This window comes from Achromobacter sp. 1011811831 (genome assembly GCF_059760905.1).
The window spans coordinates 1-22,260 of the sequence record NZ_JCBANG010000096.1; the positions used below are offsets into that span (position 1 = coordinate 1).

At 70.8% G+C, this 22,260-nt stretch carries 21 protein-coding genes; 9 read left to right on the top strand and 12 right to left on the bottom strand.

The features are described 5' to 3' along the window. On the top strand, positions 1 to 1,086 hold a 1,086-nt coding region (locus tag AC6LJ9_RS25915), incomplete at its 5' end, for an MFS transporter (RefSeq protein ID WP_498149760.1). Between the two features lie 7 nt (positions 1,087 to 1,093). Here AC6LJ9_RS25915 and AC6LJ9_RS25920 read toward each other — a convergent pair. From AC6LJ9_RS25920 to AC6LJ9_RS25930, 3 genes are read right to left on the bottom strand one after another with little or no spacing between them, the layout of a single operon-like run. Continuing rightward, complete coding sequence (locus AC6LJ9_RS25920; RefSeq protein WP_498149761.1) at positions 1,094 to 2,605, bottom strand: AMP-binding protein; 1,512 nt, start codon at positions 2,603 to 2,605, stop codon at positions 1,094 to 1,096. Further along, positions 2,602 to 3,816 (bottom strand): thiolase family protein, encoded by a 1,215-nt coding sequence (locus tag AC6LJ9_RS25925; protein ID WP_498149762.1) that lies wholly within the window; start codon positions 3,814 to 3,816, stop codon positions 2,602 to 2,604. The genes AC6LJ9_RS25920 and AC6LJ9_RS25925 overlap by 4 nt, the downstream gene beginning before the upstream one ends. 31 nt (positions 3,817 to 3,847) lie before the next feature. After that, positions 3,848 to 4,981 (bottom strand): ABC transporter substrate-binding protein, encoded by a 1,134-nt coding sequence (locus AC6LJ9_RS25930; RefSeq protein WP_498149763.1) that lies wholly within the window; start codon positions 4,979 to 4,981, stop codon positions 3,848 to 3,850. A gap of 145 nt (positions 4,982 to 5,126) precedes the next feature. On the opposite strand from AC6LJ9_RS25930, the gene AC6LJ9_RS25935 reads away from it, so the two are divergent. After that, on the top strand, positions 5,127 to 6,086 hold the full coding sequence (locus AC6LJ9_RS25935) for a LysR substrate-binding domain-containing protein (protein ID WP_498149764.1): 960 nt from the start codon (positions 5,127 to 5,129) through the stop codon (positions 6,084 to 6,086). Between the two features lie 12 nt (positions 6,087 to 6,098). On the opposite strand, the gene AC6LJ9_RS25940 is transcribed toward AC6LJ9_RS25935, so the two are convergent. Then, entirely contained in the window at positions 6,099 to 7,016 is a 918-nt protein-coding gene (locus tag AC6LJ9_RS25940) for a LysR family transcriptional regulator (RefSeq protein ID WP_498149779.1), read from the bottom strand. A 149-nt stretch (positions 7,017 to 7,165) separates the two neighbouring features. On the opposite strand from AC6LJ9_RS25940, the gene AC6LJ9_RS25945 reads away from it, so the two are divergent. Further along, positions 7,166 to 7,549 (top strand): VOC family protein, encoded by a 384-nt coding sequence (locus tag AC6LJ9_RS25945; protein WP_498149765.1) that lies wholly within the window; start codon positions 7,166 to 7,168, stop codon positions 7,547 to 7,549. A 16-nt stretch (positions 7,550 to 7,565) separates the two neighbouring features. Here the strand turns inward: AC6LJ9_RS25945 and AC6LJ9_RS25950 are convergent, their stop codons facing one another. Further along, positions 7,566 to 8,078 (bottom strand): GNAT family N-acetyltransferase, encoded by a 513-nt coding sequence (locus AC6LJ9_RS25950; protein ID WP_498149766.1) that lies wholly within the window; start codon positions 8,076 to 8,078, stop codon positions 7,566 to 7,568. A gap of 238 nt (positions 8,079 to 8,316) precedes the next feature. Here AC6LJ9_RS25950 and AC6LJ9_RS25955 point away from each other — a divergent pair, with 238 nt between their 5' ends. Beyond that, a complete protein-coding gene (locus AC6LJ9_RS25955; protein ID WP_498149767.1) occupies positions 8,317 to 8,829 on the top strand; it encodes a P-loop nucleotide/nucleoside kinase family protein in 513 nt (170 codons plus the stop codon). 39 nt (positions 8,830 to 8,868) lie between these two features. Here the strand turns inward: AC6LJ9_RS25955 and AC6LJ9_RS25960 are convergent, their stop codons facing one another. The 7 genes from AC6LJ9_RS25960 to fabG all read right to left on the bottom strand — a co-directional run bounded on the left by AC6LJ9_RS25960 (position 8,869) and on the right by fabG (position 16,314). Next, complete coding sequence (locus AC6LJ9_RS25960) at positions 8,869 to 9,672, bottom strand: enoyl-CoA hydratase/isomerase family protein (protein ID WP_498149768.1); 804 nt, start codon at positions 9,670 to 9,672, stop codon at positions 8,869 to 8,871. Between the two features lie 23 nt (positions 9,673 to 9,695). Further along, complete coding sequence (locus AC6LJ9_RS25965; protein ID WP_498149769.1) at positions 9,696 to 10,826, bottom strand: CaiB/BaiF CoA transferase family protein; 1,131 nt, start codon at positions 10,824 to 10,826, stop codon at positions 9,696 to 9,698. Between the two features lie 180 nt (positions 10,827 to 11,006). Further along, the gene (locus tag AC6LJ9_RS25970) at positions 11,007 to 11,744 is read right to left on the bottom strand and encodes an IclR family transcriptional regulator (RefSeq protein ID WP_498149770.1); all 738 of its coding nucleotides are present in this window, start codon (positions 11,742 to 11,744) and stop codon (positions 11,007 to 11,009) included. Between the two features lie 49 nt (positions 11,745 to 11,793). After that, on the bottom strand, positions 11,794 to 12,948 hold the full coding sequence (locus AC6LJ9_RS25975; RefSeq protein ID WP_498139656.1) for an acyl-CoA dehydrogenase family protein: 1,155 nt from the start codon (positions 12,946 to 12,948) through the stop codon (positions 11,794 to 11,796). Positions 12,949 to 12,965: 17 nt separating this feature from the next. Next, positions 12,966 to 15,065: an acetate--CoA ligase family protein gene (locus AC6LJ9_RS25980; RefSeq protein ID WP_498149771.1), complete on the bottom strand. Its 2,100-nt coding sequence runs from the start codon at positions 15,063 to 15,065 to the stop codon at positions 12,966 to 12,968. Next, positions 15,062 to 15,526 carry a MaoC/PaaZ C-terminal domain-containing protein gene (locus AC6LJ9_RS25985; RefSeq protein ID WP_498149772.1) on the bottom strand — a complete coding sequence of 155 codons (465 nt, stop codon included), beginning with the start codon at positions 15,524 to 15,526 and terminating at the stop codon, positions 15,062 to 15,064. Before AC6LJ9_RS25985 ends, AC6LJ9_RS25980 begins: the two co-directional genes overlap by 4 nt. Before the next feature lie 35 nt (positions 15,527 to 15,561). After that, entirely contained in the window at positions 15,562 to 16,314 is a 753-nt protein-coding gene (gene fabG / locus AC6LJ9_RS25990; RefSeq protein WP_498149773.1) for a 3-oxoacyl-ACP reductase FabG, read from the bottom strand. 197 nt (positions 16,315 to 16,511) lie between these two features. Here fabG and AC6LJ9_RS25995 point away from each other — a divergent pair, with 197 nt between their 5' ends. The 5 genes from AC6LJ9_RS25995 to AC6LJ9_RS26015 are packed head-to-tail and all read left to right on the top strand — an operon-like array spanning position 16,512 to position 22,130. Next, positions 16,512 to 17,477 carry a tripartite tricarboxylate transporter substrate binding protein gene (locus AC6LJ9_RS25995; RefSeq protein ID WP_498149774.1) on the top strand — a complete coding sequence of 322 codons (966 nt, stop codon included), beginning with the start codon at positions 16,512 to 16,514 and terminating at the stop codon, positions 17,475 to 17,477. Between the two features lie 41 nt (positions 17,478 to 17,518). Beyond that, complete coding sequence (locus AC6LJ9_RS26000; protein ID WP_498149775.1) at positions 17,519 to 18,502, top strand: Bug family tripartite tricarboxylate transporter substrate binding protein; 984 nt, start codon at positions 17,519 to 17,521, stop codon at positions 18,500 to 18,502. A 52-nt stretch (positions 18,503 to 18,554) separates the two neighbouring features. Next, positions 18,555 to 19,412, top strand: a complete 858-nt coding sequence (locus AC6LJ9_RS26005) for a MaoC/PaaZ C-terminal domain-containing protein (RefSeq protein ID WP_498149776.1) — start codon at positions 18,555 to 18,557, stop codon at positions 19,410 to 19,412. After that, positions 19,409 to 20,974 carry an acyl-CoA synthetase gene (locus tag AC6LJ9_RS26010; protein WP_498149777.1) on the top strand — a complete coding sequence of 522 codons (1,566 nt, stop codon included), beginning with the start codon at positions 19,409 to 19,411 and terminating at the stop codon, positions 20,972 to 20,974. Before AC6LJ9_RS26005 ends, AC6LJ9_RS26010 begins: the two co-directional genes overlap by 4 nt. Before the next feature lie 16 nt (positions 20,975 to 20,990). Then, positions 20,991 to 22,130, top strand: coding sequence for an acyl-CoA dehydrogenase family protein (locus AC6LJ9_RS26015; protein ID WP_498149778.1), 1,140 nt, complete (start codon positions 20,991 to 20,993; stop codon positions 22,128 to 22,130). Positions 22,131 to 22,260: the final 130 nt, after the last annotated feature.

Consider the following 22,260-nt stretch of genomic DNA (forward strand, 5'->3'; position numbering starts at 1 on the left):
TCGCTGGCCTGGCTGGCCGTGGCGCGGGCCGCGCAGGGCCTGGGCGCGGCGGCGATGATGGCCTTGTCGCTGGCCTTCGCGGCCGAACTGGCGGGCAAGGACCGCGCGGGCCGCGTCATGGGCATGCTGGGCGCCATGTCGGCGGCCGGCACGGCGCTGGGGCCGTCACTGGGCGGCCTGCTGCTGGAAGCCTATGGCTGGCGCGCCTTGTTCCTGGCGCTGCTGCCGCCGGGCGCGCTGGCGCTGGGCCTGGCCTGGCGCTACCTGCCGGCCGGCGGCGCGCCCGCGAACCGGCCGCGTTTCGACGGCCCGGGCACGGTCCTGCTGGCGGCGACCTTGCTGGCCTATGCGCTGGCGATGACGCTGGGACGCGGCCATGCCGGCTGGTTCAATCTGGCGTTGCTGTGCCTGGCCGGGGCGGGCGCGTGGCTGTTTCTCTGGACCGAGGCGCGCGTGGCCGCGCCGCTGATCCAGCCGGCGCTGCTGCGCGAATCCGCGTTGCGGCTGGGCTGCGCGGCCAATGCGCTGGTGTCCACGGTGATGATGGCCACGCTGGTGGTCGGCCCGTTCTATCTGGCCGGCGCGCTGGGCCTGGATGCCGGCGGCACCGGCCTGGCGATGTCGGCCGGGCCGGTGGCGGCGGCCCTGGCCGGTATGTCAGCCGGCCGCCTGGCGGATCGCCACGGCGCCGGTCGCATGGCCTTGCTGGGACTGGCCGCGATGGCGGCGGGCTGCGCCCTGCTGGCGCTGGCGCCGGCGGCGCTGGGCGTGGCCGGCTATATCGCGCCGCTGCTGGTGCTGACGGCGGGCTACGCGCTGTTCCAGGCGGCCAATGGCGCGGCGGTGATGGCGGCTGCGCCGGCCGGGCATCGCGGCGTGGTGTCCGGGCTGCTGACCCTGTCGCGCAACCTGGGCTTGGTCACCGGCGCGTCGGCGATGGGTGCGGTGTTCGCCTGGGGCGCGGGCGCACAGGATTTGCTGGCGGCGCCGCCGCAGGCGCTGGCCGCCGGCATGCGCGCGACCTTCCTGGCGGGCGCGGGCCTGTCCGTGGCGGCCTTGCTGGCCGTGGCCTGGCGCCGCGCCTGAGGCGGGGTCAGGCGCGGGCGCGCAGGGCCTTCTTGTCGACCTTGTTGGCACTGGTGCAGGGCAGCGCGTCCAGGATCTCGATCACCGCCGGCACCTTGTAGCGCGCCAGGTTGGCCTGGCAATGCGCCAGCAGCGCCGCCTCGTCCGCGCTGGCGCCGGGCCGCAGCACCACGAAGGCGCGGATGACCTCGCCCCGGTAGCTGTCCGGCCAGCCCACGGCGGCGGCCTGCGCCACGTCCGCGTGCAGGTACAGAACTTCATCGACCTCGCGCGGATAGACGTTGTAGCCGCCGACGATCACCAGGTCTTTCTTGCGGTCGCGGATGTACAGGAAGCCGTCCTCGGCGAATTCGCCGATGTCGCCGGTGTAGAGCCAGCCGTCGCGCAGCGATTCGGCGGTGGCCTCGGGGCGCGCCAGATAGCCTTGCATGATCTGCGGGCCGCGCGCGCGGATCTCGCCGCGCTGGCCGGGGAGCAGGGGTTTCGCGCCGGTCTCCAGGTCCACGACTTCGACCTCGGTGCCGGGCACGGGCCGGCCCACCGAGCCGGCGCGGCTGCCTTGCGGACCGTTGTAGGTCAGGATGGGGCCGGCCTCGGTCTGGCCATAGCCTTCATAGATCGGCGCGCCCACCGCCGCCTCCCAGCGCCGCAGCGTTTCCTCGGCCAGCGGCGCGGAACCCGAATAGCAGACGCGCACGCTGGACCAGTCGGTCTGCGTGAATCGCGCATGCGCCATCAGGCCGGCATAGATCGTCGGGCTGCCGGGGAACAGCGTGACGCGTTCGCGCGCCACGGCATCGAACACATCGTCGGGCCGGTAGCGCGGCAGCACCACCAGCGTGGCGGCGGCGCTGGCCGCCAGGAACAGCCCCATCGCCATGCCATAGGAATGGAACAGCGGCATGGCGCAGAGCACGGTCTCGGCGCCGTGGCGCGTGGGCAGCACGGCTTCGCGCTGGAACACATTGGTGGCGATGGCGGCCCGGCTCAGGATGACGCCCTTGGGCTGGCCGGTGGTGCCGCCGGTGTATTGCAGCAGCGCCGGCGCGTCCGCGTCGCCGGGCGGCGCGGACGCTGGCGTTTCGTCGGACGGAACGGTCCAGGCGCGGGCCGTCGCGCCATCGAGCAGGCGGATGCCTTGCGCGGCGGCCAGCGGCGCGGCCAGGGCGGACGAGGCCTCGTCGGCGATCAGCAGCGCCGCCTCGGCGTCGCGCAGGATGAAATCCAGCTCGCGCGCCGTATAGAGCGGATTGAGCGGCACGTGCTGGCAGCCGGCCATCTGCAGCGCCAGCGTCAGCACGCAGGCCAGGTCGGAGTTGCCGAGCAGGGTGGCCACGCGCGCGCCCTGCGGCAGCGCCTGCCGCAGGCGTCGCGCCGCCGCGCGCACCTCGGCCGCGTAGCGGCGGTAGTCGATGCGGCGCTCGCCGCAGACCAGGGCCGTGCGGTCGGGCCAGTCGGCGGCGGCGCGCTCCAGCAGTTCCGGGAGCAGCGCGATGCGCGCGGGAAGGGCGACGTTCATGGCCGGCCTCCGGCCGCGTCCACGCGCAGCGCCACCGCCATCGCGCTGTCGCCGGCGGCGCAGCCGGTGAACAGGCCCAGCCCGCCGCCGCGCTGCGCCAGTTCCTCGATCAGCTCGATGACGGAGCGCAGACCGGTCGGCGCCTGGGGATGGCCCCAGACCAGCGAGCAGCCGTAGTTGTTCATCTCCATGACGTCCAGGCCGGTGGCGCGGGCCAGCGCGATGTCGGACACCACGAAGGGGTTGTGGGTCTTGACCGCGTGCAGGTCGGCGGGCTTGAGTCCGGCCCGGTCCAGCGCGCGCCGGGCGGCCTCGATGGGGGCCTGCGGCATGTAGCCGGTTTCCGTGCGCGACTGGCCGAAGGCCAGCACCTCGACGCCGATCTCGGGCCGGCGCGACAGCTCGCGCGCCCGCGCCGCCGTGGTCATCAGCATGCCGGCGTTGCCGTCCGCCGGATGGGTCTGGCCGCCATAGGTGATGCTGCCATCCGGCAGTACCGGCGCCAGCCGCGCCAGGCCCTCGGCGGTGGTGGCGTGGATGCCCTCGTCGCCCTGCAGCGCGCCCACGGTCTTGGCGAAGGCGGCATCGGGCAGCTCGAACGGCAGGGTCATGTAGCGCCGCTGGAACGCGCGCTCGTCGGCGCAGGCCTGCGCGTATTGCTCGTAGCGGCGCAGCGTGACGGCGTTCTGCTCCGCCGTGGAGATGCCGTGGCGCTGCGCCACGCGCTCGCCGGTCTGCAACATGGCCAGCCCGCTCCAGGGATCCTTGGAGAAGTTGTCCAGCACCCAGTTCTCATGCACGCCCGAGCCGCCCGGCCCGGCGGGGTCGGGATGGTAGAGCTGCGGCCCGTTGGAGACCCGGTCGGCCATCAGCACCAGCGCGGCCGAGGCCTGGCCCAGCATGATGTCGGCGGCCGCCGTGGCCATGCCGCGCACGGACGTGGCGCAGGCCTGCGCGACCACCGGGCCGGCCAGATGGGGCGCGCCCATCATGCCGGCCACCCAGGGCAGGCCGTAGAAGGCGCCTTGCTGGGGCACCGAATAGCCGAGCACGGCGGCGTCCAGCCCGGCGGGATCGATGCCGCGCCGCGCCAGTTCGCGGGCCGCGGTCCAGGCGGCCAGGCGCAGGCTGTGCAGCCGCGACAGGCTGCCCTGCCAGCGGGCGAAAGGGGTGCTCCAGTACACGCCATAGGGAATATGGACGCCAGTCATGCGGACTCCTGCGTTGCGAGGGTGGGGCGGGTCAGGGCAGGAAATGCCAGGCGCCGGAACGGGCCTGCATCAGCACGACGCCGCGCTCGTCCAGGCCGTTGTGGTTGGCGGGCGACATGCTGTAGATGCCCTGCGTGCCGACGACGCCGTTCAGGCCTTCCAGCGCGTTGCGCAGCGCCTGCCGGAAGGCCGGGGTGCCGGGCTGCACGTCGGCGGGCACCTTGGACACGGCGGCGTCCAGCAGCAGGTACGCGTCGTAGGTATAGGGCGCGAAAGCGTTGCGCGAATCGGCGCCGTTGGCCGCTTCGTACTGCTGCGCGTAGCGCATGGCCACCGGCTTGATGGGGCTGTCGGCGGGCAGCTGCTCCACCACCTGCACCGGGCCGCTGGGCACGATCACGCCGTCCACGCCCTTGCCGCCGAGCTTGAGGAAGTCGCGGTTGATCACGCCGTGGGTGTTGTATTGCACGCCGCCGTAGCCGCGCTCGCGCAGCGACAGGTGCGGCAGCGCGCCGGGCGTGCCCGAGCCGCCGACCAGCACCGCGTCGGGATTCATCGAGGTGATCTTGAGTATCTGGGCGGTGACGGAGTTGTCGGTGCGCGCATAGCGTTCATTGCTCAGCACCTTGATGCCGCGCTTGGCGGCGGCCTCCTGCAAGGCGCGGTAGACGGCATCGCCCCAGGCATCCGAGAAGCCGATGTAGGCCACCGTCTTGACGTTGCGCCGCGCCATGTCGGCGGTCAGCGACTCGACCATGAGGTCGATGCCGTGGGCGATCACGAAGATCCAGGCGGCGCGGTCGGGGTTGACCGTGATGGGCGCCAGCGACAGCTGCGGCGTCCGCGCCTCGCGCGCCACTTCCGTCACGGCCAGCGAGGTCGGCACGTTGCTGGGCCCGATGATGGCGTCGACCTTGTTCTCGGTCACCAGCTTGCGCGCGGTGCGCACGGCGGCCGACGGGTCGGTCGCGTCGTCCAGCGCGATGTACTCCACGGCGCGGCCGCCCAGCGTCTTGGGCAGCATGGGCACGGTGCTGCGGTACAGCGAGCCCATCGAGGCGCCCGGCCCGGTGCTGCTGGCGATGACGCCGATGCGGATGTCGGCCAGGGCGGCGCCCGGCGCGAGCGCGCAGGCCAGCGCCAGCGCGGCGATACGACGATACATGGCAATTCCCCTTGTTGATGCGTTCATTGTTGGTGGCCGCGGACGCGGCAAGGCGCCCCGCACAAGCCCTAGTATGGCCATGCGCCCGATAACTGGATAATTGCATTTCATGATCAATCGATAACCGGATGGCGCAGGACCGACCATGTCGCAGATTCCCACCTTGCAGCAGTTGCGCTCGCGTCTGCGCATCCGCCATCTGGTGTTGCTGGACGAGCTGGGCCGCTGCCTGAACATGCATCGCGCGGCCGAGGCCATGCACCTGAGCCAGCCGGCGCTGAGCAAGCTGCTGGCCGAGGCCGAGGAACTGGCCGGGCAGGCGCTGTTCGAGCGCTCGCACCACGGCGTGACGCCGACGCCGCTGGGCCAGATGATGATCGGCCGCGCGCGGTTGCTGCTCAACGAGCTGGACGCGACCCACGCCGAGCTGACGGCGGCGGCCAGCGGCGCGTCGGGCAAGGTGCGCGTGGGCGTGTTCCCGGTGGTGGCCCATTTGCTGGCGCCCCTGACCGTGGAACGCCTGCAGGCCACGCATCCGGACCTGCGGATCGAACTGCGCGAAGGGCTGGAGCAGCAGCTGCTGCCCGCCCTGCGCGCGGGCGAGCTGGATTGCATCGTCGGACGGCTGGTGGTGGAGGGCGCCGATGCCGACCTGCAATGCGAGATCCTGTACGAAGAGGCCACCGCCGCGGTCTGCGGCCCCTCGCATCCGCTGGCGGCCCGCAGCCGGCTGGGCGGCGCCGAGCTGGACCGCTACCGCTGGGTGCTGCCGTCGCGCAACGCCGCGCTCTACAGCCTGGTGGCCAGCGCGGTCGCGGCGCGCGGCGCGGGCTTCCCGCAGGTCGCGGTGGAATCGGGCGCCATCCTCACCATCGTGTCGCTATTGCAGCGCACGCCGCTGCTGTCGGCCATGCCGCTGCGGGTGGCGCGCTCGCTGGCCGCGCGCGGCCAGCTGGCGATCCTGCCGCTGGCCTTGCAGGCCAAGCTGCATCCGGTGGGCATCATGACGCGGCGCCAGGCGCGCGCGGCCGCCGCGACCGAACTTTTTCTACAGACGCTGCGCACGGCGGCGCAAGTGGTGCGCGACGAGGCGCCGCTCGGATAGCGGCGGCCGGCCTCAGGCGTCGGCGCCGTCGCGCAGATGCCGCAGTAGCAGCGCGGCCGAGGCCGACAGGGGCCGTTCGGCGCTGGCGGCGATCAGCAGCTGGCGTTCGGCCCAGCTTTCCTCGAGCCGCAAGGCCGTCAAGCCCCACGGCCCCAACCGCCGCTCGCAGGCGCCCAGCGGCAACACGCCGATGCCCAGGCCGGCGGCGATCATCTCGCACATGGCGTCGAAGCTGCGCACCTGGATGCGCAGGCGCAGCGGCAGGCCGGCGTCCTGCGCCGCGCGCGCGAGGGTGTCCAGCAGCGAGCTGCCCCGGTTCAGGCCGACGAAGTCATAGGCCAGGCAGCGCCTGAAATCGGTGGCGTCGCGGGCGGCCAGCGCATGGTCCGCCGGCGCCACCACCACCAGCTGGTCGCGGCGGAAGGGCGTGAGGTCCAGGCCGCGCCCGGGCACGCCGGCGGCACAGATGCCCAGGTCGGCCAGGCCGTCCTGCACCGCGCGGGCGATGTCGCCGCTCAGCTGTTCCTCGACCTCCACGCGCGTGCCGGGGCTGCGCGCCATGAAGTCGGCCAGCGTCGCCGGCAGGAACTGCACCAGCGCGGACATATTGGCCCACAGCCGCACATGGCCGCGCGCGCCGCTGGCATGCTCGCTGAGGTCGCTGCTGAAGAGTTCAAAGCCCTGGAACAGGCGCGCCGCGTGCTGCAGCGCCAGGCGGCCGGCGGCGGTCAGGACCACGCCCCGCGCGCTGCGTTCGAGCAGCTGCGCGCCGGCGGCGGCCTCGAAATCCGACAGGCGCCGGCTGGCCGCCGACAGGGCCAGGTGGCAGTGGCGCGCGCCCTTGGTGATGCTGCCGCTCTGCGCCACGGCGCAGAACAGCCGCAGGGTCACGAAGTCCACGCGGGCGGGGTTGATCAGGTCCTGGGCCATGCGGCAGTGTAGCAGCGGGCAGGGCAGAGGCGTTCGCATTATGCGAAGGCTGCATGCCTGGCCGGCAATTCCCAAAGGTGGTAAATGCGGTATAGAGTCCCGGGTATTCGCAAAACAGGAATCCCCGGACCGCCCGGGCGGAGCGCGCCATGATCGACCACCTGGACCACCTGGTCCTGACCACCACCGATGAACAAGCCTGCGTGGACTTCTATGTGGGCCTGCTGGGCATGAAGCTGGAGACCTTCGGCCAGGGCCGCAAGGCCTTCGTGTTCGGTCAGCAGAAGATCAACCTGCATGTGAAGGGCAGCGAGTTCGAGCCCAAGGCGCACCTGCCGGTGCCGGGCGCGCTGGACCTGTGCTTCATCTGCGCCTTGCCGCTGGACGAGGTGATCGCGCGCGTGCAGGCGAGCGGGGCGCGGATCGTGGAAGGGCCGGTGCTGCGCACCGGCGCCCGCTATCCGATCCGCTCCATCTATCTGAGGGATCCGGACCTGAACCTGATCGAATTGTCGGAGCGCGCGCCGGACTGAGCACGGCCGCCGCGCCTTACAGCGGATGGACGTAGCGCCGCGCCTGGGCGCGAATGCCGGCGATCTCGTCGGCCTCGACGCCGGACAGCGTCCAGCCCTGCCGTTCGTAGAACGCGATGGCGCGCGTGTTGCCTTCCAGCGCGTACAGGTGGATCTGGCGGGCGCCGCGCGCACGCGCCCAGTCCAGCGCGCGCCGCATCAGCAGCTTGCCGGCGCCGGTTCCCTGCCAGGGCGCCAGCACATGCAGGTTGTCCAGCAGCACGCCCCAGGTGGAATCCGGATCATCCTTGACGCAGACGAAGCCGATGGGCCGGCCGTCCAGTTCCGCGATGAAAACCGCCTGCACGCCCTGTTCCAGGCCGGCGATCTTGTGCTGCCAATGCACCAGGCGGTCCTGCACGACCTCCTGGTCCAGGAAGCCGTCGGGCAGCAGCCCGCGATAGGTCCTGGCCCAGCTGTCGGCGTGCATGGCGGCGATCAGGTCGGCGTCGCGCGCATCGGCCTGGCGCAAGATCGTCGAGTCGGACATGGAATTCCTGGCGTGGGGCGCGCCGGCGGGAGAGGCGGCGCGCGTTTGACAAGGGGGCGGCGTAGCGGGCAAGCTTACACCCATGATGCCGCGCCGGTTCGTTCCCGCTTCGATTATTCCCGCCATTCAGACCTTGGCGGGCTAGCGCGCATCCATCCCTCGTGCAAGCAACCCGCCGCAAGGCGGGTTTCGCATTTCATGGGCCCGTCTTCCGGTTTATTCCACTCAAGGAGTTTCCATGACAGACCCGCAATCGCAACCGTCCGCGCCCATGCTGCATTTCCTGTGCGGCAAGATCGGCGCCGGCAAATCCACGCTGGCCGCCGCGCTCGCCAGCCAGCCCGGCGCGCTGCGGATCAGCGAGGACGACTGGCTGGCGGCGCTGTACCCCGGCGAGATCCACGGCCTGGATGACTACGTGCGCTGCGCCGGCCGGCTGCGCGCGGTCGTCGCGCCGCATGTGCGGGCGCTGCTGGACGCGGGTCTGACCGTGGTGCTGGACTTTCCCGCCAACACGCGGCGCAGCCGTGCATGGCTGCGCGAGCTGGCGGCGGCGTCGGGGCGCGCGCACCGGCTGCATTTCCTGGATGTGCCGGACGAGGTCTGCAAGGCGCGCCTGCGCGCGCGCAACGAATCCGGCCTGCATCCGTTCACGACCAGCGAGGCGCAGTACGACGCCATCACGGCATACTTCGCGGCGCCGGAGGACGATGAGGGCTTCGTGGTGCAGCGGCACGCCTGGACGGCGTAGCGGGCGGCGCGTCGCCGGCCTTCAGGACAGCGGCCACTTTCAGGACGTGGGCCACTGATAGCGCGGCGCCTGCTTGGCCAGGAAGCGCCCGACGGCCTCGCGGTGATAGGGCGACGAGCGCGCCACGCCCTGTCCCGAGGCTTCCAGCTCCAGCATGGTGTGCAGGTCGCTGTTAAGCGAGGCGTTCAGGCCGCGCTTGGTGGTGGACAGCGCGCCGGCCGGCAGCCCGGCCATGGCGAGCGCGATCTGGCGCGCATGCGCGTCGATGCGTTCCGGCGGCAGGATGTCGAGCACGATGCCCATGTCGCGGGCTTCTTCGGCATTGAATTCCCGGGCCGAGTACGCCAGTTCCTTGGCGCGCTGCAAGCCGACGATGCGGGGCAGGGTGTAGAGCGTGCCGCAGTCCGGGATCGCGCCCAGGCGCAGGAAGGACAGACAGAAGCGCGCGCGCGGCGTGGCCAGCACCAGGTCGGCGGTCAGCGCCAGGCCCAGGCCAGCGCCGTAGGCGGCGCCGTCGACCTTGGCGATGACCGGCCGGTCCAGCGTGATCAGGGCCTCGACGGTGAACAGCAGCCGGACCATGCGTTCGCGCGCATGCTCGGCGGACGGATCGGCGTCCATGGTGCCGATGTCGCCGCCGGCGCAGAACGCGCCGCCTGCGCCGCCCAGGATCACGGCCCGCACCTCGCGGTCGCGCCGGATCGCGTCCACGGCATGGGCCAGCTCTTCGCGCATCACCATGTCCAGCGCGTTGCGCTGCGCGGGTCGGTTCAGCGTGATCGTGGCGACTCCGTCCTCGCATGCATGCAGCAGGGTCTGATAGGGCTGGGTGATGGCGGACATGGCTGCGTCTCCGGGGGGCGGGTTCAGGCGATGGCGCCGCGTTCGCGCAGGGCCAGGATATCGGACCGCGACCAGCCCAGGCCGGCCAGCAGTTCCTCGGTGTGCTGGCCGGGCTGCGGAATCGGCCGCGCCTGCCCCGGCGTGCGCGACAGCCGGGGCGCCGGCGCCGGGTGGCGGACGCCGCCGGTCTCGACGAAGCTGGCGCGCGCGCGGTGTTGCGGATGGTCCGGGGCCTCTTCGAAATCGAGCACCGGGGCGAAGCAGGCGTCGCTGCCTTCGAGCAGCGCGCACCATTCGTCGCGCGTCTTGCCGGCGATGACCGCCGCCAGCCTGGCCCGCAGCGCGGGCCACTGGGCGCGGTCCCATTGTCGCTGGAAATCAGGGTCGTCGATGCCGCAGCGTTCCAGCAGCAGGCGGTAGAACTGCGGCTCGATCGCGCCGATCGATACATACTTGCCGTCGGCGCAGGCATAGCAGCCGTAGAAGTGCGCGCCGCCATCCAGCATGTTGGATTGCCGGCGGTTGACCCAGTCGCCGTCGCGCAGCTTGCCGTGATAGGTGGTGGCCAGCAGCGAGGCGCCGTCGCAGATCGCCGCGTCCACCACCTGGCCCTGGCCGCTGCGGCCGGCTTCCAGCAAGGCGCACAACAGGCCGAAGGCCAGCATCATCGCGCCGCCGCCCATGTCGCCGACCAGGTGCAGCGGCGGGGCGGGCGGCCGGTCGGCCTCGCCCATGGCGTGCAGCGCGCCGGTGAGGGCGATGTAGTTCAGGTCATGGCCAGCGGCCTGGGCCAGCGGCCCGTCCTGGCCCCAGCCCGTCATGCGGCCATAGACCAGCCGGCGATTGCGCGCCAGGCAGACCTCCGGCCCCAGGCCCAGCCGTTCCATCACGCCGGGCCGGAATCCCTCGATCAGCGCGTCGGCGCCGTCCAGCAGCCGCAGCACCACGTCGACGGCGCCGGGCTGCTTGAGATCCAGCGCGATGCTGCGCCGGCCCCGATCCACCACGGTGCCGCCGCCGCCCAGGAACCCCGGCGTCAGCCGGTCGACCCGGATCACGTCCGCGCCCATGTCCGCCAGCATCATCGCGCAGAACGGCCCCGGACCAATCCCCGCCATTTCCACGATGGTGAAACCACTCAAAGGACCCGTCATCCACCCTCTCCCAAAGACTGCCAGTCCAACCGCCGCCAAGCCACAGCACCAAACCACAGCGCCACAGCACCACCACCACGCATGAGGCCGCCGCCCCCCAATCGGGATGCCGCGGATCCGGCTCCGCCGGTCCGCAGGCATGCCCCTGGGGGAAGCGCGCAAGCGCTTCGGGGGGGCTCTTTATCTTTCGAAGAATTCCGCCCGAGCCTCCAGCGCGACCTTGACGTACTGCTCCATGTTGGCGTCCATCCGATGGGTCGGGCCGACGATGGACAGGGCCGTCAGCTGGCCGCCGACGCGGCCGGCGATGCCGATGGCCGAGACGCCCTCGTTGCCCTCGTCGCGGCTGGTGAAGTACTGCTTCTCGCGCTGCGCCTCGATCTGCGCGCGCAGCGTGGCGGCGTCGGCGATGCTGCTGGCGGTCACGTGCTCGAACTGCATGGTGTCGATGAGCACGTTGCGCTCGGCCTCGTCCATCTCGCCCAGCAGCGCCTTGCCCAGCGCGGCCACATGCAGCGCGAAGGTGGTGCCGGGCTGCACCACGTAGCGCAGCGCGCGCGGGCTTTCCTGGCTGGCGTAGATCTTGACCTTGTTGCCGTCGAGCAGGCCGCACATCGACGATTCGCCGGATTGCCGCGTCAGGATTTCCAGCGCCTCGCCAGCGAAGGCCTGCAGCGGATCGGCCGCCGCGATGCCCTGGGCCACGTCGAGCAGCCGCCCGGTGGGATGGAAATAGCGCGACTTGGGCGTGCGCAGCAGATAGCCGGCCTGGCGCAGCGTGTACAGCAGGTCGGAGCAGCTGCTGTCGGCCAGGTCCAGCATGCGGGCCATTTCGGAATTCGTCAGCGGGCGGCGTTCGCGGGCATAGACTTCGAAGACTTGCAGGACGCGTTGGGCGGTCGGAATGATTTGAGGCATGGGGCGGGACGGTGGGTGTTGGAACCGGCCGGGAGGCCGGCGCTAGCGATCATTTCAGCGCGGACAGGCCCAGGACGCTTTGCGCCATCAGCAGGGACTGGATCTGGTTGGTGCCTTCGGCGATGCTCAGGTGGCGGGCGTCGCGGTAATGGCGCTCGACCGGGAACAGCGTGGTGTAGCCGGCGCCGCCATGCACCTGCATGGCCGTCTCGGCCACGCGCAGCACGGCATCGGTGGCGTGGCGCTTGGCCATCGAGCACAGCAGCTGGCTGTCCGCCGCGTCGCGGTCCAGCGCGTCGGCGGCGCGATAGCACAGCAGGCGCGAGGTCTCGACCAGCGTCATCATGTCGGCGATCATCTGCTGCACCAGCTGGAAGCCGCCGATGGGCCGTCCGAACTGGACCCGTTCGCCGGCGTATTTTACCGCCGCGTCATAGGCGGCCTGGGCGATGCCCAGGGCCGAGAAGGCCACCACGCAGCGGCCGATGTTGAGGTACTTCTTGGCCAGGGCGAAGCCCTTGCCTTCGGTGCCGACCAGGTGCGAGGCGGGGATGTCCACGTCCTCGAACAGCAGCTCGCCCAATGGGCAGCTCAGCATGCCCATCTTGGGGATCGGGCTGGACGAAAAGCCCGCCATGCCGCGCTCGAACAGCAGACAGGACACGCCCTGCGCGCCGTCGCGGCGCCGCGTCCGCACGAACACCACGCCCAGCTCGCAGACCGGCCCCAGGCTGATATAGAGCTTGCGGCCGTTGACGCGCCAGCCGGTGGCGGTTTCGTCGGCGCGGGTTTCGATATTGGCCGCGTCCGAGCCAATGTTCGGCTCGCTCAGCGCGAAGCTGGCGATGGCTTCGCCGGACAGGATGCGCGGCAGGTACTTTTCCTTGAGTTCGGGCGAGCCGCCATCGGTCAGCACAGACGCGGCCAGGTTGCTGGTGCTGACGATGCTGCGCAGGGCGGGCCAGACGCGCGCCACCTCGGCGATCAGCATGCCGTAGGTCGTGGCCGGCAGGCCGTAGCCGCCGTCCCGCTCCGGCAGCATGCCGCCCAGCAGGCCGAAGTCGCGCATGGCGCGCAGCATCTCCTGCGGCACCATGCGGCCCTCGGCCTCGTAGCGGTCGACGATGGGCGCGACTTCCGCGTTCAGGTAGCGGCGCAGCGAATCCAGCAATTCGGTCTGGGTGGAATCCAGCGAGAAGTCCATGATGTTCCCGGTAGTGGTCAGTCGGCCCGCGCCTCGCCCTGGAAGGCGAGCAGCGCGTCCAGCGGCACCGCGCCCTGTCCGGCGGCGCCGACCCAGACGGGGTTGAGTTCCAGTTCGTGCAGCGTGTCGCGATGCTGCCAGGCGAAGTCGGACACCCGCAGGATCAGCGCCTCCAGCGCGGCGAAATCGGCGGGCGCCTGGCCGCGCACGCCGTCCAGGATCTCGACATGGCGGATCTCGCGCGTCAGCGCGCGCGCATCCTCGGGCGAGAGCGGGATCATGCGGTGCGCCACGTCGCGCAGGGTCTCGACGTAGATGCCGCCCAGGCCGAAAGTCATCACCAGGCCGAAGGCCGCGTCGCGGTGCACGCCGATCAGCACCTCGCGCCCGCCCGGCGGCAGCATGCGCTCGACCAGCACGCCGTCGATGCGGGCGTCGGGGCGGTGGCGCGCCACGGCCTCGTGGATGGCGGCATGGGCCTGGCGCGCCGCGTCTTCCGAGGCGATGCCCAGCCTGACGCCGCCGGCCTCGGTCTTGTGCGCGATCTGCGCGCTGACCACTTTCATGACCACGGGAAAGCCCAGCGTGGCGGCATGGACGGCGGCCTCGTCGGCGCTGTGCGCGATCCGTCCGGCGGGCATGGGCAGGCCGGCGTCGCGCAGCATCGCCTTGGCGTCGGCTTCGCTGAGCGCGCGCGCGTCGCTGGCCGCCGGGGGCAGCGCGGCGGGGGGCGGTGGCTCGGGCTTCCAGGCGATGGCGCGGGACAGGGCGGCGATGGCGTCCGACAGCGACAGGAAGGGCAGCAGGCCCGCCCGTTCCATCACGGAGTAGCCCGCGCTCAGCCGGCGGCTCATCCAGACCGGCACGATCAGGGTGTCGGTCTGCGAGGCCACCGAGACGATGGATTCGGCCATCGCGTCCGTGATGGCGCCATAGTCCATTGGAATGGGATACAGCACCGTGCCGACCGAGGGATCGGCGCACAGGATGCGCAGGCATTCGGCCGAGACTTCCGGATTGCGCAGGATGTCGGCGGTGGTGTCCACGGGATTGCCGATGCTGGCGAAATCCGGCAGCAGCGCGGCCAGGGCGGCTTGCGTGGCGGGCGCCAGGCCGGCCATCGGCAGGCGGGCCGCGCCGGCCAGGTCGGCGGCCAGCGCGGCGGTGCCGCCTGAAAACGTGTAGATGCACAGGCCGTTGCCGCTCTTGGCCGAGGCGCGCGTCAGCAGTTGCGACACGGCCAGGAGCTGGTCCAGGTCGTCGACCTCGATGGCGCCGAACTGCCGGAATACCGCGCTGTTGACGGCGGCCGTGCCCGCCACCGAGGCGGTATGCGACTGGGCCGCGCGCACGCCGGCCTCGGAGCGGCCGACCTTCAACACCACCACGGGCTTGCCGCGCTCTCGCGCCAGCTGCAGGGCGGCGGTCAGGCGGCGGCCGTCCTTCACGCCTTCCATCAGCAGCGCGATCACGCGGATCCGGGGATCGACCGCCATGTGGGCGACGAAATCGGGAATCTCCAGGTCGACCTCGTTGCCGGCGGAGAACCACAGCCCCACGCCGTCGCCATGGGACAGGCCTTGCAGCAGGTTGCGGCCCAGCCCGCCGCCCTGCGTGGCCAGGCCGATGCCGCCGCTGTTCAGGTCGTCCTTGAAGGCGGGCGAGAAGGTCATGCCGATGCGGTCGCGCACGTTCACGAAGCCTGGGCAGTTCGGTCCGTAGACGTGCAGGCCGGTGTCGCGGCACAGCTCGGCGATCTCGCGTTCCAGGCGTCGGCCTTCCTCGCCGGCCTCGGAGAAGCCGGAGGTCATGACGACGGCATAGGGGATGCCGCGCCGCACGCACTGCTTGAGCGTGTCCAGCACGCGCGCGGCGTTGACCATCACCAGCGCGACGTCGATATCGCCGGCGGGCAGGTCGCTGACCGAGGGCCAGCAGCGGCGCCCGCCGATTTCCTCATAGGCCGGGTTGACCGGATAGACCTCGCCCGGCACGGCCGAATGCAGCGCCAGGTTTTCATACAGCCGGCGTCCCTGGCTGGATTCGCGCGGCGACGCGCCGACCACGGCGATGCCGCGCGGGTTGATGAGGCGGGTCAGGTCCGCATAGGGTTTCATGCCTGGCTCTCCATGGGCCGCATCAGCATGGCGAAATCGGCTTGCGCCACGACTTCGCCGCGCTGGTTGATGGCTTCGCGCCGGAACACCACCTTGTCCTTGCCGGGGCGGTGGTTGGCGGTCTTTTCGGCCACCGTCACCCGCACGAAGATCGTATCGCCGATGAAGGTCGGCTTCGGAAAGCGGCAATGCAGATCGATCAGCGCCAGCACATGGGGCTCCAGGCGGCGGTAGCCGCCGGACTGGGTGGTCAGGCCGGACAGCACCGACAGCACCAGCAGGCCGTGGGCGATGCGCTGCCCGAAGGGCGTGCCCTTGGCGTATTCTTGGTCGACGTGCAGCCGGTTGAAATCGCCCGACAGGCAGGCGAAGCCGACGATGTCGCTCTCGGTGATGGTGCGGCCGGCGGACTCGAATACATGGCCGACGTCCAGCGGGCCGGAGGCAAGGGCTTCAGGCATGGGCGGCTCCGGGGGCGATGGCGGGAACGAGGGCGTCACGAGGCATAGCGGCCGCCGGTCACATGCAGCAGTTCGCCGGTGATGAACGAGGCGCGCTCCGAGGCCAGGAAGGCGACCGCGTCGGCGATGTCCTCGACCGCGCCCAGGCGCTGGACCGGCTGGCGCGCCAGCGCGTTGGCGCGCAGCATGTCGTAGGTGGACAGGCCGCGCACCAGCGGCGTTTCGATCAGGCCCGGGGCGATGGCGTTGGCGGTGATGTTGAACTTGCCCTGTTCCAGCGCCAGCGCGCGGGTGAAGCCGATCAGGCCGGCCTTGGCGGCGGAGTAGTTGGTCTGGCCGGGGTTGCCCCAGTGCGCGCGCGAGGCGATGTTGATCACGCGGCCCCACTTCCTTTCCATCATGGAGGGCAGGGCCGCCCGGGTGCAGTGGTAGGCGCCTTTCAGGATGGTGTCGACCACGGCGTCCCAGTCCGCTTCCGGCATCTTGAGCAGGTACTTGTCGCGGGTGAAGCCGGCGTTGTTGACCAGGATGTCGATGCCGCCGTAGGCGCGCGCGGCCTCGTCGGCCATGGCCCGCACCTGGCTGTCGTCGCAGACGTCCAGCACGGCGCCGGTGGCCTCGAAGCCGGCTTCCTTCAAGCCGGCGACGGCCTGGCGCACGGAGTCGGGGTCGATGTCGGTGATCACGATGCGTGCGCCTTCGCGCGCCAGCGCCAGGGCCGATGCGTAGCCGATGCCGCGGCCGGATCCGGTGATGACGGCGACTTTGCCGGTGAGCTGCAAATCCATGTTTCGGTTCCCTTTTCCTGGCCGCGCGGCGGGCTGGCCGCCTCGGCGTCCGCTGTGTTAATCATACGAGATGCCGAATAAATATACACACAGCCGTAAAAATTGACAATTAAATCCGATGTGCGGGTATAGTGTTTGGTATGTCGGATAAATAAGCAGCGCCCGACATTCCTTCCATCCTCTCAGGAGATCCACCCATGGCAATGTTGAAGGGACTGTTGGCCGCCGTGCTGAGCCTGGCCGCGACGGGCGCGGCCAGCGGCGCCGGCGCCTATCCGGACAAGCCGGTGCGCCTGTACGTTGGCTTCGCGCCGGGCGGCGCCACCGACCTGCTGGCCCGGCTGTACGCCAAGAAGCTGGGCGAGAAGTTCAACCAGACGTTCATCGTGGAGAACCGGCCCGGCGCCGGCGGCAATATCGCCGTCCAGGCCCTGGCGCAGGCGCCGGCCGACGGCTACACGATCGCGATGGCGGCGAACTACGTGGCCGCCAACGCGGCGATGCAGCGCAACCCCTATGACTGGGAGCGCGACCTGATGCCGATCGGCATGGTGGCGTCGACGCCGAACATCCTGGTGGTGCCGGCGGCCTCGCGGCTGAACGGCGTGGCCGACCTGGTCCGCGAGGCCCGCAAGTCGCCCGGCAAGCTGACCTTTGGCTCGGCGGGCATGGGTTCTTCCATCCATCTGGCGGGCGAGCTGTTCAAGGTGATGGCTGGCGTGGACATGACCCACGTGCCCTACAAGGGCGTGTCGCCGGCCGAGGTGGATCTGGTGTCGGGCACCGTCGACATGATGTTCGGCAGCGTTTCCACCGCCATTCCGCTGGTGCAGGCGGGCAAGCTCAAGGCGCTGGCCGTGACCGGACGCGAACGGATGAAGGCCATGCCGGACCTGCCCACCATCGAGGAGGGCGGGCTGAAAGGCTATGACGTGGAAGCCGTCTATTTTCTGGCCGCGCCGGCGCGTATTCCGCAACCGGTTCTGAAGACGCTGACCGAGGCGGTCGCGCAGATCAACCGCGAACCCGACGTGCGCGAATTCATGGACCGCATTTACGCGCGTCCGCTGACGGGCGGCCCGGACGAGGCCAGGGCCTTCCTGGCGGCGGAAGAGCGCAAGTGGCGGGACGTGGTGCAGGCCACCGGACTGACCGTGAACTGAGCGCGGCCGGACCACAAGAAAAAAAACCAGGAGACTCCACCATGAACGTATCCAGACGCGCCGCGCTGGCGCTGCTGGCCGGCCTGGCGGCCGGCCTTGCCCTGCCGCCATCCGCCCAGGCGGCCGGCGACTATCCCAACAAGCCGCTGCGGCTGATCGCGCCCAGCTCGCCGGGCGGCATCCTCGACATCACCAGCCGCGTGGTCGGCAAGAAGCTGTCCGAGCTGCTCAAGCAGCCGGTCGTGGTCGAGAACGTGGCCGGCGCCGCCGGCATCCTCGGCATGCAGAGCATGTTGCGGGCCGAGCCGGACGGCTACACGCTCATCATGGGCAGCAGCGGGCCGAACGCGGTCAATTACACGCTCTACGACAAGCTGCCCTACCGCATGGACGATTTCGCGCCGGTGGCGCGCGTCATCACCATGCCGAACGCGCTGGTGGTCAACGCCAGCTCGCCGGTCAAGACGCTGGCGGACTTCCGCGCCCATGCCAAGGACAAGCCCGGCGGCCTGTCGATGGCGGTGTCCATGATCGGCACCTCGGGTCACCTGGGCGGCGAGCTGCTGAAGAACCGCCTTGGCATCGCCGCCGTCACCGTGCCGTACAAGGGCGCGGCGCCCGCCACCAACGACCTGCTTGCCGGACAGGTCGATTTCACGGTGGAGAACGTCATCACCGTGGCGCCGCTGGTCAAGGCGGGCCGGCTGCGCGCGCTGGCCGTGACCACGCGCGAGCGCAGCCAGATCCTGCCCGACGTGCCGACGCTGGCCGAGCAGGGCTACCCGGACATCGACGTCGGCGCCTGGCTGGGCGTGCTGGTCTCGGCCAAGACGCCGCCGGCCGTGGTCGCCCGCCTGAACGAAGCGCTGAACGCCGCGCTGGCCGACCCGGACGTGAAGCAGCAGCTGGCGCTGCAGGGCGGCATTGTCCAGGGCGGCACGCCGGCCGAGTTCGACGGCTTCATCCGCTCGGAAAAGGACCGCTGGGAAAAGATCATCAAGGCCGCCGGCATCAAGGCGGAATGACGGCGGGGCGGGCGGCGTTCCGGCGTTGGCCCGCGACGCACAAGGAGAGGCAATGGCTATCGACTATCAACGCCTGCGGGCATGGACGTTCGACGACCGCGTCGACCGCTACACCGCGCGCGACTGCATGATCTATGCGCTGGGACTGGGTTATGGCGGCGATCCGCTGGACGAAACCGAGCTGCGCTACGTGCATGAACAGGACACGGCGGTGGCGCCCACCTTCCTGGCCACGGTGGGCGCGCCCAACGGCTGGGCGGCCGATCCGGCCACCGGCATCGACTGGCTGCGCATCCTGCACGGCGAGCACCGCATGGTGTTCCATGCCCCCTTGCCCGCGCAGGCCGAGGTGCGCAGCCGGACCCGCGTCACGCGCGTGGTGGACAAGGGCGCCGGCAAGGGCGCGCTGGTGGTCACGGCGCGCGAGATTTCCGACGCCGGCAGCGGCCAGCCGCTGGCCACCGTCGAGCATGTGTCGTTCTGCCGCGCCGATGGCGGCTTCGGCGCCGGCGACGAACCGCCGCCGGCGCTGCCGGCGCCGCCGGAGCGCGAACCCGACGAGTCCGTGCTGCTGCCCACGCTGCCGCAGCAGGCGCTGCTGTACCGGCTGAATGGCGACCTCAACCCGGTGCACGCCGTGCCGCGCATGGCGCGCGAGGCGGGCTTCGACCGGCCCATCCTGCATGGGTTGTGCACCTATGGCATGGCCGGCCGCGCGCTGGCGCGGGCCTGCGGCCAGGGCGGCAAGCGCCTGGCCAGCATCGCCACGCGCTTTTCCGCGCCGTTCTTTCCCGGCGAAACGCTGCGCGTGGACATCTGGCGCGACGGCGGGCGGCTGCAGTTCCGCGCCTGGGCGCAGGAACGCGGCGTGGCGGTGCTGAACAACGGCGTGGCGGAGCTGGCGGCATGAACGAGGCAACCCGCAACATCCCGCCGATCGTGGCCTACGCCCGCCAGATGCCGGACCGCGTCGCCTACCACATGCTGCCCTCGGGCGCGGCCGTGACCTGGCGCGAGCTGGAGCAGCGCAGCCGGCGCTGCGCGGCCGCGCTGCTGGCGGCGGGCCTGCGCACGGGCGACGTGGTCGCGGTCTTCCTGGAAAACCATCCACGCTACTTCGAGCTGCTGTGGGCGGCGCATCGCATCGGTCTGTACTACACGACCATCAGCCGCCACCTCAAGCGCGAAGAGGCGCAGTACATCATCGCGGACTGCGACGCGCGCGTGCTGTTCCATTCCAGCCATACCCGGGCCGAACTCGATCCGGCCAGGCTGGACGCGGCGGGCGTGATCCGGATCTCGATGGACGGCGCAGTGGACGGCGCGGCGGACTACGAAGACTGGCTGGCGCGCCAGCCCGAGGACGTGTCGCTGCCGGATACGCCCGAGGGCACGGATTTCCTGTATTCGTCCGGCACCACCGGCCTGCCCAAGGGCATCAAGCGTCCATTGGCGCAGGCGAACCGCTATTTCCGCGTCGGCGAGGCGCCCAGCAGCGCCTGGAAGGCCTTCGGCCCGGACACGGTCTACCTGTCCACCGCGCCGTTCTACCACGCCGCGCCGGTGCGCTGGAACATGGCGGTGCTGCGCGCCGGCGGCAGCTGCGTGATGCTGGAGAAGTTCGACGCCACTGCCGCGCTGGCGGCGATTGCCGCGCACGGGGTCACGCATTCGCAATGGGTGCCGACCATGTTCATCCGGCTGCTGCGCCTGCCGGACGAGGAACGCGCGCGCCATGACCTGTCCTCGCTGCGCTACGCGGTGCACGCGGCGGCGCCGTGCCCGGCCGAGGTCAAGCAGGCCATGATCCGCTGGTGGGGGCCGATCCTGTACGAGTACTACAGCGGCACCGAGCTGGTCGGGCGCACCTCGCTGGGTTCCGTGGAATGGCTGGCGCATCCCGGCTCGGTGGGCCGGCCCGAGTTCGGCCGCGTGCATATCGTCAGCGAGGACGGCGAGCGGGAACTGCCGCCGGGGCAGCCGGGCGTCATCTATTTCTCGGGCGGCGGCGCCTTCGAATACCACAAGGATCCGGCCAAGACACGCAAGGCCTACAACGCGCGCGGCTGGGCCACCTATGGCGACATCGGCTACCTGGACGCGGACGGCTATCTGTACCTGACGGACCGGCTCTCCAACATGATCGTGTCGGGCGGCGTGAACATCTATCCGCAGGAAGCCGAGAACCTGTTGTGCACGCATCCGGCCGTGGCCGACGTGGCCGTGATCGGCGTGCCGGACGCCGAGTTCGGCGAAGCGGTCAAGGCCGTGGTGCAGCTGCGCGACCCGTCGGACGCGGGCCCGGCGCTGGCGCAGGCGCTGATCGACTATTGCCGCGCCCGCCTGTCTCCCATCAAGTGCCCCAAGAGCGTGGACTTCTCCGCGGACATGCCGCGCACCGAGACCGGCAAGCTGCTCAAGCGGCTGGTCAAGCAGCGCTATTGGCCGGCCGGGGAGGGCATCGCCCGATGACAACCAAGGAACACGCATGAATCCGAAACGCACGCTGTTCGCGCCCGAGCACGAGCTGTACCGCGACATGGTCGCCCGTTTCATCGCCGAGCGAATCACGCCGCACCATGAGCAATGGGAGCATGAGGGCATGGTGCCGCGCGAGCTGTGGCGGCAGGCCGGCCAGGCCGGCCTGCTGCTGCCCAGCACGCCGGAACAGTATGGCGGCGGCGGGGGCGATTTCCTGCACACGCTGGCCGTAGTGGAGGAGATCGCCCGCGCGCTGGCCACCGGCGTGACGGGCTTCACGACCCATTCCGACATCGTGGCGCCGTACCTGCTCAATTTCGGCACCGAGGACCAGAAGCTGCGGCATCTGCCGGCCATGGCGCGCGGCGACACGGTGGCCTCGCTGGCGATCACCGAGCCGGGCGCGGGCAGCGACGTCAAGGCCATCCGCAGCACGGCGGCCCGCGTCGACGGCGGCTATCTGCTCAACGGCCAGAAGACCTTCATCACCAACGGCTTTCACGCCGACCGCGTGCTGGTGGCGGCCAAGACCGATCCGGCCGCGGGCGCGCGCGGCATCAGCCTGTTCTGGGTGGACGCGGCCACGCCGGGCTTCACGCGCGGCCGCCTGCTGGACAAGGTTGGCCAACGAGCGCAGGACACCGCCGAGCTGTTCTTCCAGGACGTGCTGGTGCCCGACGCTGACCTGCTGGGCGAGCCGGGGCAGGGCTTCGGCTACATGATGAAGGAACTGGCGCGCGAACGGCTGATGATCGCCGCGCGCTGCGCCATGGCGCTGGAAAGCGCGCTGCAATGGACGGTGGACTACGCCAGGCAGCGCGAGGCGTTCGGCAAGGCGCTGCTGGACAACCAGTACATCCGCTTCAAGCTGGCCGATATCAAGACGCTGGCCGCCGCCACTCGCGCATTCGTCGACGGCTGCGTGCGCCAGTACCTGGACGGCGAGCTGGACGCGGCCGGCGCGGCCATGGCCAAGCTGTGGGCGGCGGAGGCCACCCGCGCCATCGACGATCTGCTGCAGTTCCACGGCGGCTACGGCTATATGCGCGAATACCCGATCGGCAGGGCGTACACGGACGTCCGGCCGAACCGCATCTACGGAGGCGCCTCGGAGATCATGCGCGAGCTGATCGCCCGGACGCTCTGAGTACAACAGGCTGAGGACCATCCATGAAATCTTCCAAACCGGTCGCCATCGTCGGCGCCGCCGAATCGGACCTGGGCAAGGTGCCCGGCATGACGTCGCTGGACCTGCAGGCGCAGGCGGCGGCCCGCGC